Source organism: Sphingobacterium sp. JUb56 (assembly GCF_014191365.1).
In the GTDB taxonomy this organism is placed as follows: Bacteria; Bacteroidota; Bacteroidia; order Sphingobacteriales; family Sphingobacteriaceae; genus Sphingobacterium; species Sphingobacterium anhuiense.
Genome location: NZ_JACHWL010000001.1, coordinates 1,398,335 through 1,410,688, shown reverse-complemented (window position 1 = coordinate 1,410,688; position 12,354 = coordinate 1,398,335). Strand labels below are relative to the sequence as shown.

Genomic DNA, 12,354 nt, shown 5'->3' with positions numbered 1-12,354 from the left:
ACTATGGTGCTAAACGGGTTATTTTCCATGAATCTGAAACTTTCTGAAAAGCAATCCGATCATGCAGGCGGCTTGAACGCCCTTGCCAGAACTCCATATATAGTGGTTTAATTAAGTATCCTCCCCAAAATTCGGGACGAGGTACTTGCTCCTGGTCTTTAAATTCTTCTGTTAGACCTGCCACTCTTTCTTCTAAAAAATTACGGTTTGGAATGGTATCACTTTGAGGTGAAGCAATAGCGCCAATACGGCTTCCTTTTGGTCTTGACTGAAAATATTCATCAGAGTCTTCTACTGGTAATTTTTCTATCAATCCCTCAATACGTACCTGACGTTGCAATTCTGGCCAGAAAAATAGTACGGCAACATGAGGATTAGCATCCATTTCTGTTCCTTTACGGCTATTAAAATTTGTAAAAAAACTAAAACCGTTCTCTTTAAGATCTTTAAGCAAAACAATTCTGGAAGAAGGTAGGGAAAACTCTCCTACGGTTGATAAGACCATTGCATTGGGTTCAAGAACCTCACTATGAACAGCTTCGTTAAACCATCTTTCAAATTGCACTAAAGGATCATTGCTTACTTCGCTTTCACACAGATTACCTAATGCATAATCTTGTCGAATAGCGGCAATATCTTTATGTTCGATTGCCATGACTTTGATTTTTTGTATGTCACAAACATACTAAATTCACTTATTTTTATCGACTAATCTAGTATAAATTAATCTGCAAAATGACTTTGGCATTAATTTTATTGTATAATAAGTCTAATATGTATCGCAATGTTTAACGAACTTGACCCAAAGGCTGGCTGTTTATTAATATCTGAACCTTTTATGCTCGACCCGCACTTCGAAAGATCTGTGATTTTATTGTGTAATCATAATGAAAAAGAAGGTACTTTAGGATTTATTCTAAATCATAAGGTTGTGGGCTGTATCGGTGATTTGGTTGAAAAAATAGCGAATTGCACATTTCCACTACATATTGGTGGACCTGTAGCACAAAATGAGGTATTCTTTATCCACTCAAGATTTGACTTATTGTTAAGTGGTGACGAAATTCGTGAAAATATCTATTTCGGCGGAGATCCAGAATTGCTATTTTCACTTATTAATGATCATAAGATAAAAGAAGATGAAGTCAAGTTTTTCTTAGGGTATTCGGGCTGGCAACCAGAGCAGTTAGATAAAGAAATTAAGGAAAATAGCTGGGCTGTACAGAACAAGTTTTCAACGGGATTGGTGTTTGAAAAAGATACAGAACTACTTTGGAAACAATCTGTTATGAGTCTGGGACCCAAGTATGCTCATGTGGTTAATTTTCCGCAGTCTCCTAGTCTAAATTAAATTGTAATTTTTATGAATAATATATAATATTCACTATTTTTTAGTATATTTGTGTCATTAAGCAGAGTCCTTACGTTTTAAAACATATCAATTTTATCTTAATTCGAGATATGGCTTTCACCTTTGAATTTATTTAATGCGCTGACTTTTGTTTACTTAAACTGCTATAAATTGAGTAGTTTAATATGGTTTAATATTAATTTTAAATAAATAAATGAGTAGTTCAGAAAGTTTTAGCAAAAAAGAAAAAGAGAAGAAAAAGTTAAAAAAGAAACAAGATAAGGAACAAAAGAAAGAAGAACGAAAAAACAATACCGATAAAGGTAAAAGTTTAGAAGAAATGTTTGTTTATGTCGATGAATATGGAAATATAACTTCTACTCCTCCTGATCCAACAAAAAAAACAAAAATTAACGTAGAAGATATCGCGATATCAACTGCTAAATATGAAGCAAACCCTGAGGATTTAATCAAATCTGGTATTGTGAATTTTTACAATACAGACAAAGGTTTTGGTTTCATTCGTGATCTCAAGACTCAGGATAAAATATTTTTCCACGTTAATGGTCTGATTGATGCTGTTAAAGAAAACGACAAAGTAACTTTTGAAACTGAAAAAGGATTGAAAGGTATGAATGCCGTAAATGTTAAATTGCAAAAATAACATTCAAGGTTAACGATATTAAAAAAGGGATTTAATTCATTAAATCCCTTTTTTAATATCGTTATTTTAACAATTTTACTTCATAAAGATCCTTTCGTCGATCCTTCATCACCTTGACGGTTCCATATTCATGCAGGTCACGAAGTGCATATAAATCGACATCTGCAATTAGCACCATCTCGGTGTTTGGTGTAGCCTCTGCTTTTATCGCATTATTTGGAAAGGCAAAATCCGAAGGTGTAAATACGGCCGATTGTGAATATTGGATATCCATATTATTGACCCGAGGTAAATTTCCTACAGATCCGGCAATAGCCACATAACATTCATTCTCAATTGCGCGAGCCTGTGCACAGGTTCTAACACGGATATAGCCATTCTGTGTGTCTGTCATAAAGGGGACAAATAAGATCTGCATTCCTTGATCGGCTAGAATACGGCTCAATTCTGGAAACTCAACATCATAACAAATCAGCAAACCTACTTTCCCGCAATCTGTATCAAATACTTTCACTTCATTACCTCCGGTCATCCCATAATATTTACTTTCATTGGGAGTAATGTGAATTTTTTTAAATGAATCCAGTTTACCGTTACGATGACAGAGGTAAGATATATTATATAGTTTCTTGTTTTCCATAATGGGCATCGAGCCAGCAATGATATTGACATTATAGGAAACAGCAAATTGTTGGATTTTATCAATAATTTCTGATGTCTTCTCTGCTAGTTTCTCCATTGCCAACCTTTCGGGCAATTCATTATACGGACTCATTAACGGTGAATTGAAAAATTCTGGAAACATAATAAAATCTGTTCCATAATCGCTCACGGTATCAACAAAGAATTCAATTTGATCAAAAAAGGCATCAATATTATCAAATAAACGCATTTGCCACTGTACTAAACCTAATCGAATAGTTTGTTTGGTTGTGGAAATAGAGCGTGTTTCTGATTCGTAATAGATATTATTCCACTCCAATAAGGTTGCAAACTCCATCGATTCTGAATCTTCAGGAAGGTAATGCTTCAATATCTTTTTGACATGAAAATCATTGGACAATTGAAAGGTTAATGTTGGATCGAAAATTTCTTTACGTTTTACTTTTTCAATATATGTCCTTGGACTCATTTTATCTGAATAATTGTGATAATTGGGAATCCTTCCTCCTGCTACGATAGATTTTAAATTCATCTGTTCACACAGTTCTTTACGTGCATCATATAAGCGCCTTCCTAACCTCAGTGCGCGATGATCTGGATGTACAAAGACTTCTATACCATAGAGTGTATCGCCGTCGCTGGTATGTTTTGAAAATTTTCCGTCATCAATAATTTCATAGTAACTATCGTATATATTACTTTTTTTTGAGTTCAAAATGATGGAAAGTGCGCAAGCTACGACATGACCGTCGATTTCTACACATAATTGTCCTTCAGGAAACATATCGATTAAATCGACAATATTTTCTCTTGTCCAGACATCTCCTACTCCTTGGTAAGCTTCGGTCATTGACCTTCTCAAATCAACATAATCTTTCTTCGTCAAGTTCCTGACTTGAATATCCATATAATATAATTTTAGTTATCTAAATTTAAACAAAATTCAAGCCTAAAAGCATCGTTTATGTGATATAAAAGAAAAAGAGCTAAAACCTACGGCTTTAGCTCTTTTGTAGAAGCTTATTTATTGCATTTTACAATGCGAAAAATTACGCTTGACCAGTTGTTCCACCAAATGGGAACGCAACAGTTGGATCACCACCGATTACTTCTGCATCAGCAGTTTGGTTTCCAGCAGCAATAGCGTCAAAGCGAATAACATTATCTTGTAATGCACCTAACAAACGTTTAGCATGTTCTGGTGTCAAAACGATTCTAGATTTCACTTTAGCTTTCGGCACACCTGGCATTACACGTACGAAGTCAATCACAAACTCTGTGTTTGAATGTGTAATGATCGCTAGATTTGAGTAGATTCCTTCTGCTACTTCTTCTGTCAACTCGATACTCAATTCGTTTTGATTTTGATTATTTTCCATAAAATTTATTATAAGTATTTAATATATGTTATTCTTATTATTTGCTAAAAGTCCTAAAGTCCTGTCCTGTTTCAATATTCAATAATGTTTCATAGATCAGGCGGATGACATTGTCGACATCTTCTTTGTGTACCATCTCTACAGTAGTATGCATGTAGCGTAAAGGTAATGAAATCAATGCAGATGGCACACCTCCATTACTGTATGCAAATGCATCAGTATCGGTACCTGTAGAACGTGATGATGCTTGACGTTGGAAAGGAATTGCATTTTTTTCTGCTACCTGAACCAATAATTTGTTTAAATTAATCTGAACTGCCGGAGCATAAGATAATACAGGTCCTCCTCCAGATGATAAATCACCCTGCGTAATCTTGTTAATCATAGGAGTCTGAGTATCATGCGTCACATCTGTAACGATCGCAACATTAGGTTTGATACGCTGTGCAATCATTTCAGCTCCACGTAGACCGATTTCCTCTTGAACAGAGTTTACGATATATAAACCAAATGGTAATTTCTTTTTATTTTCTTTGAGTAAACGCGCTACTTCAGCTATCATAAAGCCACCAGCACGGTTGTCCATAGCACGACCTACATAATAGCGGTCATTAAGGATGCTGAACTCATCTTCATAAGTAATAACACAACCTACATGAATACCCAAAGCTTCTACTTCGTCCTTGGAAATACAACCACAATCTAAAAAGATATTTTTTAATGTAGGTGCTTCTTCTTTCTCTCCTGAACGTGTATGTATTGCTGGCCAACCGAATACCGCCTTTACAATACCTTTATCAGTATGAATATTTACTTTTTTAGATGGTGCGATCTGGTGGTCGGAACCACCATTGCGAATCACATAAATTAAACCGTCCTTCGTGATATAGTTAACGAACCAGGAGATCTCATCAGCATGTGCTTCTATAACAACTTTATAGTCAGCTTCTGGGTTGATAACTCCTACAGCAGTACCATAGTTATCCGTGAATGTTTCGTCTACATACGGCTTTAAATAATCTAACCATAAGCGCTGTCCCTCCCATTCAAATCCAGTTGGTGACGGATTATTAATATATTTTTCAAAAAAAGAAATCGAGTCCTTTGTTACTATTGAAATATGTTTATTTTCTTTCTTCTTCTTGTCTGCCATGCTCCTAATTTTATTTCCGATGTCAAATTATGAAAAATTATAGTAACCACAAAAGTAAAAATTGAATTTATTTCATCTGTGCCCATATTGGGCACTTTTCTTGCTTTTTTAGCTTTATTCCGATGCAATCATGAGCTGAAAATGATTTTAAACATTATATTTACGCTTGTAAAAAAATTAATAGACAATATGGAGAATTTATTCAGCGTCATACATTGGAATTTAGATCCTGAAATATTTAAAATTGGCACTTTTGGTCTTCGTTACTATGCTTTATGCTGGTTAGCGGCATTTGCGGTATCGTATATGATCATGCTTAAAATATTCAGAAATGAAAATAAGAGTCAAGAATTATTGGATCAATTGAGCATTTATATCTTTCTAGGAACTTTAATTGGCGCTAGATTAGGACATTGTCTATTTTATGAATTTGATTATTATAAAGATCATTTATGGGAAATGGTATTACCATTTAAATTTGTAAATGGTCAATTTCAAATGACTGGATTTGCAGGTTTAGCTAGTCATGGTGGCGCGATAGGTATATTGGTCGCATTATACTTATTCTGCAGAAAAACGAAAACAAACTTTCTTTGGCTGGCAGACCGCCTTGTAGTGGTTGTACCAATTGCAGGAGCCTTCATCCGTTTAGGTAACTTTTTCAATTCGGAGATTATTGGTACACCTACCGATAAACCATGGGCGATTGTTTTTGATCATGTAGATCAAGTGCCTCGTCACCCAGGACAACTTTATGAAGCTATTGCCTATATCATCATCTTCTTTATTATTGTTTACTTATTCAAAAATAAAAAGTTGCAAAAACCCGGAGCATTAATGGGACTCTTTTTTGTCTTACTTTTTTCTGCTCGACTTTACCTCGAAAGTTTCAAAATTGACCAGGAAGCATTTGAACAAGGAATGGCTTTAAATATGGGACAGCTCCTAAGTATTCCTTTTATATTAGGTGGACTTTATTTTATGTTTAGAAAGCCTAAATAAGTAAAACGTTAATTAGAGGATCTTTAAGATTGATATAAAAAAAGCTTAGCATAGGATGTGCTGAGCTTTTTTTATGTGGAAGGTATACCTTTTGTGATTGCTTCTTTTCTAAAATTCAACGTGTCTAATATATACTATAGCCATCGTTTGATAGTACTAATGCATTAAACTGTTCTACTACTATATGCGTTGACAAATGCTTGTTACATTTTAGAGACATCATCGAGGTAAAACACGATCTATCCCCTCTATTTTCTGGCTAAAATATGTCAATACTGATTTAAATATTTTAATAAAACCAAAAGGAGACTTTAATTTGATAATAACAGGTGCTGTAATTTACAGTGAAAAGCAAACAAAAAAATCGGCTAGAATGAAATCATCCTGTTTTAATAGTATTGTTACAATTCTAAAAAAAACCTTATCTAAGTAAACAGATAAGGTTTTTATGGTTAAATATAGTTCAACCTATTTAGAATTTGATCCTATATTAGTTAAAGATATAACGAATACCAACTTGAGCAGACCATCTAGAAGAAAGATCTTGAACATAATAAGGTACATTACCATTAACGTTCGCTAATCTATACGTAGGTTTCTTAGTGGTCCCCTCATATCCAGCGAATGTAACTGGTATAAAACTATTGTCAAAGAATCCTCCGGAACCATTATACTGTTTACCCCAATCATTATTTAATAGGTTTCCAACATTCATGATATCAACCGAAAGTTGTAATTTATTTTTTGTACTACCAATATTGGTAAATAAATCTTGAACAATCTTTAAATCAAATTTATGAGAGAAAGGTGTTCTAGCTGCATTTCTTTCCGCATATTGACCTCTTCTGGATTTTAAATAATCATTTGATTCAATAAAGCTATTGAGCGCATCCCATTGTTGCTGTGGGGTTTGTTCTTTATTTTGGACAAATGTAATCTCTGATTGATCTTTCGGAATGTACATTAAGTTAAACTGATTACTAGGTGAAGATGCATACCCCGTTAAGTTTCCACCAGCTAGATAAGAGAATCTAGCCCCTGACTGTCCTGTATAAACTAAAGAAACTGATGTCCCAAGATGTTTAAGGTACTCTTTCGAGAATGATAAAAATCCAATTACACGACTTCCCGTACTGAATGGATTGTGTGCAAGAGTCACATTATTTGAACCATTTACTGAAGCAACCCGGTACCAATTTGATTGATTCTGAGAGGAAGTGCCGGAAATTAGATCCTTGGCTGCTGTATAGGTATATGCTACTGATGCATCTAAGCCAAACAAGAAACTTTTTGATAATGACGCAGTAGTAGACCAAGAATAGCCCTTATTGACATTATTTACATAGATAACTTCACTGTAGTTATCTAATACACGACGGTTATTGTTATTGGCATCATACACAAGACGGTTATCCGCTCCTTCTAATGTTCCAATTGGTCTCTCTAAATTTATATCTCTAAAATTGAATGCACTTAAATTCTTCGAATAAATCAATTCTAATGTTGCTTTGATGCCATATGGTAGCACTTGATCTATTCCTCCTGAAAAGCGGGCAATTTGCGGTAATTTTAAATTACGGTCAAGTACCGTAATATTTCCGGATGGAGTAACAGTTCCTTGATATTTAGGCAATTTATTAACATCGCTAATAAACGGAACATTAGCATCGGTACCGTTACCAAGATTATTACCACCTAGTAATGCTCCACTTTGCGTAAAGGCGCCTGCTGCCCATACAAATGGAACGCGAGAAGTAAATATTCCCATTCCCCCACGTACTATGGTAGAGCGATCTCTATTCACATCCCAGTTAAAACCTATTCTAGGAGAAAACATAAAGGCAGGACGTGGCATACGGTTGGTTTGAACATCGTACTGCTTAGCTAGGATAGAGTTGTTAAAATCGGTATTTTCCAATGGTTTATCCAAATAAATTGGAATATCTACACGTACACCTGCAGTAATTTTTAAATTATCCTGCATTTGAAATTCATCTTGAACATAGAATCCCAATTGAACTGCATTGAATTTGGCACCCTGACGAGGATCATCAGTATTACTATAGCTGAATTGCATGCTATTGGCCATGCCACGTTCAAAATTCTCAATTGCAGTATAGGGTTTTCCTGTTGCAGGATTTACATCTCCTACTTTAGAATCACTGAAAACAAATGCTCCATTCGAATTTCCTGTATAAGCATTATACATCTTGTAGAATTCATTTTGTGTACCAAATGTCAATGTATGAAGACCTTTATACCACGTTAAATTATTAGATAATGTATATACATCCTGGTCCAATTGATTGATATTACTAAATGGATCTGTTCCCAAATAATAGTTACCTGTTACCGTAGTTGGTTCTCCATTTACCTCAATTTGTCTTGGAACATTTATACGAACATTCGGAAATAAGGGATTTTTATAACTTCTCGCATCTCGAACTCGTGAATAACCTGCAATAAAGCTATTAGCAAATGAATTACTGATACGGCTACTAAATTCCAAGGTGAGCGCATTAGATTTAAAATCTTTTAATATGGCACCATTACCAAATGTCAGTGATGTAGCTGTACGAGTATTGCCAACATCTGTACCGTCTACGTAATTGTATCTTAATGAAAGTTTGTTTTTTTCGTCAATATTCCAGTCCAAACGCGTCATAATTTTATTGGACTTATTTTCATCTACTAGGTCTGTAAAAGAACCTGCATCATAACCATATTTATTCCGAGCAATATCATAAATACGTTGCGCATCGGCTTCTAGTAAATTCGATCCGGTTGAACCAACTTGAAAATTTTCTGGAGTTTTGCTTTTTGTATGCTCATAGTTCACAAAGAAGAATAATTTGTCTTTAACTATTGGTCCTCCAAGACGTACTCCATAAGTTTTCTCAGAAAAATCAGCTAATCTTGTCCCCTTTTCATTATCTTTTAGCAAAGCATTTGGAGTCTTCCCTGTTAAGCTTTGATTTCTAAAATAATGGTAAACTGAACCTTGAAATTGATTGGTTCCAGACTTGGTAACCGCTGAAATCCCTCCCCCTGCAAATCCACTTGAGCGGACATCAAATGGTGCCACCTGAACAGACATCTGTTCAATGGCATCTAATGAGATCGGACTGGTTCCACTACCACCTCCGTTTAATCCATTTGAGTTAAGTCCAAAAACATCATTCGTAACTGCTCCATCGATAGTGAACTGATTGAACCTATTATTCATACCACCGATGGATACCGATTGTCCTTTTACATCAGCTTGTGGTGTCAATCTTGTAAAATCTTCAATTGAGCGTGAAACCGTAGGTAAATTTTCTAACTGTTTTCTAGAGATAGACGTTTCAGCGCCAGTTTTTAAATTTTTTGATCCTTTAGTCCTTGTAACAGCTACTTCATCAAGCATAGTTTCGCCTGAACCAAATTTACCGTTAATAATGTACGGTTGTCCCAATTGAATATAAACATCATTATAAACGATCGGTTGTTGTCCTACATAGGTAATTTCTACCTTATAAGGACCTCCTACACGCATTGCAGGAAGATTAAAACGACCGGCAGAATTTGAAGATCCTGTGTACGCTGTTCCTGATGGTACATGGACTGCTTTAATGGTGGCTCCAGAAGTAATTTGACCACCAGATTGTGTTACTAAACCAGTCATGCTACTTGTTGTTACTTGAGCGTGAATAGTGCCATAACTTGCTAATACAAGTGCAAAAAAGAGTAAAGGTCTTTTCATAAAGAAAATTTTTATTATAAATATGCCTCAAAAGTATAAAGAGAATTTAACATTGAAAGCACTTAACAAAAACTTAACCTACTCATAACAAGAGTCTTCAATTAGATGCTTTTCTATTTAAATAAGTAATGATTGATAAATTGAGAATTTTAACAAAATTTAACATTCGTTTTTATAATTATTATAATTGATGCATTCAATAATTGCAAAAAAGACAATGCAATCGATTGTCATAATGGATCATTTTGGAGCAAAATAATTTTGAAAGTTTACCTGTTTTGTAATATTAATCTCTAAATAAAACAAAAAAACAACTTAAGTGTTTAGGATCCCTTCCTCGTATGCTTGAACAGCCATTCGTAAATTTCATCTTGATGAAAAAGGCGTTCTACACTCCCATGTGTACCACCTGGAATTATTGTCAACGTTACATCAGCTTCAGGATCTGCTTTCTTAATTGCATTGACTATTTTTTTTGATTCTGACATGGGTACAGCACGGTCACGATTTCCATGTTGTACCCAAAGTGGTACCTGACTTAGGTTGTCGGCATACTTAACACTTCCACCTCCACATATAGCTACTGCCGCTGCGATACGATCTGGATATTTACCTGCTACATCCATTGTGCCGTATCCGCCCATACTCATTCCGCAGATATATACCCTATCCGGGTCGGCGTTATAATGTTCGATAGCATAATCCACAATCTCAATAACTTTATCAGGATCCCATCCGCCTCTTGACTGTGGAGCGATTACGATACCAGGAACCTCCTGACCTTTATTCATCGCATAAAGTACGCCATATCGTTTAACACGATCAAGATTTGTACCCGACAGACTCCTTCCGTGGAGAAATATCAAAACGGGCTGTTTATAGCCTGGTAGGTTATCGATCTGTTCTTCTTCTGGTAAATTCAATAAAAAAGGATAGGTCGTCTCCCCTTTAATCGCCTTTAGTTGGGCATATACTTCATTATTCCAGATGCTACAGATTAGCATGAAAATAATACCTAAAAGCCAAAAATTACGTTTATGAGAATTGTTTATCGTATGCATAAGAAACAAAAATACATTTTATTCTGAATCAGCAAAATAGATATTAATATTAATTAACTTCTTTTTTATAGAAAATTCGAGGTAATTTTAAGTTTTCACAAGTAAAACATGTCGCTAAAAATTTTACATACAGCCGATTGGCATTTGGGTAAACGATTGGATTATTTCTCCAGATTTGATGAACAAAAAGAAGTACTGGATGAAATTGTTCAGATAGCAGATCAAGAACAAGTTGATCTTGTTATTGTCGCTGGAGATCTGTTCGATGCGTTCAATCCACCTGTCGAAGCTATTGAACTCCTTTATAAAACACTTAAACGCTTAACGAAAAATGGTTCCAGACCTGTCATTGCCATTGCCGGGAATCACGATTCACCGGATCGTGTAGATGCTCCTGATAGCCTTGCGAGAGATTGCGGAATTATTTTCGCGGGTAAACCCAACATGAAATTTAATCCTTATCAGGTTGAGGGCGGATTTGAAATCACTAAAGGAGATATCGGTTTTCTTGAAATTAAGCTTCTAGGTCATGATTTCCCAATTCGTCTCATTATAACTGCCTTTGCTAACGAACATCGACTCAAAGAATATCTTGGTGAAGATGAACAGATCGGGCTCAATGAAGTTTTAAGTAAAAAATGGAGTTCGCTGGCCGATTTATACTGCGATGATCAAGGCGCTAATATTTTGGTTTCACATCTATACATGAATAAAAAGGGAGGTCCTGTATTAGAGGAGCCAGACGGCGAAAAACCTTTGCGTATTGGTTTTGCAGATACTGTTTATACGGAATGTATTCCTCCTCAAATTCAATATACAGCTTTAGGTCACCTGCATCGCTACCAAGAAGTGGGGGGACATCGTGCACCAGTTATCTATTCGAGTAGTCCACTTTGCTATTCTTTTTCCGAAGCAGGGCAAGATAAAAAAGTGGTGACTGTAACGCTGGAGCCACACAAAGAGGCGGTCTATAAAACGATCAACATCCAATCTGGAAAAAAATTAATACGAAAAAAATTTCATTCTGTTACAGATGCTATTGATTGGCTTACAGTGAATCAAGATTGTTTAGTTGAACTAACACTTGTTTCAGAAACATCTTTAACACAAGGTGAAAAGAAACGTATTGAAGATAGCCACCCGGGTATTATCTATATCATTCCTGAAGTGAACAGTAGTGCTATCTATCAAAACGAACCCATATCCAGAAGAAGTAAAAGTATTAACGAAAATTTCTCTGATTACTTCCGATATCGAAATAATGACCAATCTCCATCGGAGGAATTGATAGCGCTATTTAACGAAGTTCTGGGTACTCAAACTGAAAAGGAGAATTAAC

The 12,354-nt window shown here is 35.3% G+C and carries 10 protein-coding genes; 4 read left to right on the top strand and 6 right to left on the bottom strand.

From position 1 onward, the window contains the following. Position 1: 1 nt before the first annotated feature. Positions 2–655 (bottom strand): pyridoxamine 5'-phosphate oxidase, encoded by a 654-nt coding sequence (gene pdxH / locus FHR29_RS05655; protein ID WP_183913001.1) that lies wholly within the window; start codon positions 653–655, stop codon positions 2–4. A 129-nt stretch (positions 656–784) separates the two neighbouring features. On the opposite strand from pdxH, the gene FHR29_RS05650 reads away from it, so the two are divergent. Together FHR29_RS05650 and FHR29_RS05645 are read left to right on the top strand one after the other, a co-directional pair. Next, positions 785–1,351 carry a YqgE/AlgH family protein gene (locus FHR29_RS05650; protein WP_021188223.1) on the top strand — a complete coding sequence of 189 codons (567 nt, stop codon included), beginning with the start codon at positions 785–787 and terminating at the stop codon, positions 1,349–1,351. Positions 1,352–1,565: 214 nt separating this feature from the next. Further along, positions 1,566–2,015, top strand: a complete 450-nt coding sequence (locus FHR29_RS05645; protein WP_021188224.1) for a cold-shock protein — start codon at positions 1,566–1,568, stop codon at positions 2,013–2,015. Between the two features lie 61 nt (positions 2,016–2,076). Here the strand turns inward: FHR29_RS05645 and FHR29_RS05640 are convergent, their stop codons facing one another. The 3 genes from FHR29_RS05640 to FHR29_RS05630 all read right to left on the bottom strand — a co-directional run bounded on the left by FHR29_RS05640 (position 2,077) and on the right by FHR29_RS05630 (position 5,210). Continuing rightward, on the bottom strand, positions 2,077–3,585 hold the full coding sequence (locus tag FHR29_RS05640; RefSeq protein ID WP_132768247.1) for a carbon-nitrogen hydrolase family protein: 1,509 nt from the start codon (positions 3,583–3,585) through the stop codon (positions 2,077–2,079). Positions 3,586–3,727: 142 nt separating this feature from the next. Further along, positions 3,728–4,057, bottom strand: a complete 330-nt coding sequence (locus tag FHR29_RS05635; RefSeq protein WP_021188225.1) for a DUF3467 domain-containing protein — start codon at positions 4,055–4,057, stop codon at positions 3,728–3,730. Between the two features lie 37 nt (positions 4,058–4,094). After that, entirely contained in the window at positions 4,095–5,210 is a 1,116-nt protein-coding gene (locus FHR29_RS05630) for a M42 family metallopeptidase (RefSeq protein ID WP_183912999.1), read from the bottom strand. A gap of 189 nt (positions 5,211–5,399) precedes the next feature. Here FHR29_RS05630 and lgt point away from each other — a divergent pair, with 189 nt between their 5' ends. Next, entirely contained in the window at positions 5,400–6,212 is an 813-nt protein-coding gene (lgt, locus tag FHR29_RS05625) for a prolipoprotein diacylglyceryl transferase (RefSeq protein ID WP_132839770.1), read from the top strand. Between the two features lie 490 nt (positions 6,213–6,702). Here the strand turns inward: lgt and FHR29_RS05620 are convergent, their stop codons facing one another. Together FHR29_RS05620 and FHR29_RS05615 are read right to left on the bottom strand one after the other, a co-directional pair. Next, a complete protein-coding gene (locus tag FHR29_RS05620; protein WP_183912996.1) occupies positions 6,703–9,954 on the bottom strand; it encodes a TonB-dependent receptor in 3,252 nt (1,083 codons plus the stop codon). 323 nt (positions 9,955–10,277) lie between these two features. Then, complete coding sequence (locus FHR29_RS05615; protein WP_183912994.1) at positions 10,278–10,958, bottom strand: prolyl oligopeptidase family serine peptidase; 681 nt, start codon at positions 10,956–10,958, stop codon at positions 10,278–10,280. Between the two features lie 165 nt (positions 10,959–11,123). Between FHR29_RS05615 and FHR29_RS05610 the strand changes: the two genes are divergently transcribed. After that, complete coding sequence (locus FHR29_RS05610) at positions 11,124–12,353, top strand: exonuclease SbcCD subunit D (protein ID WP_183912992.1); 1,230 nt, start codon at positions 11,124–11,126, stop codon at positions 12,351–12,353. Position 12,354: the final 1 nt, after the last annotated feature.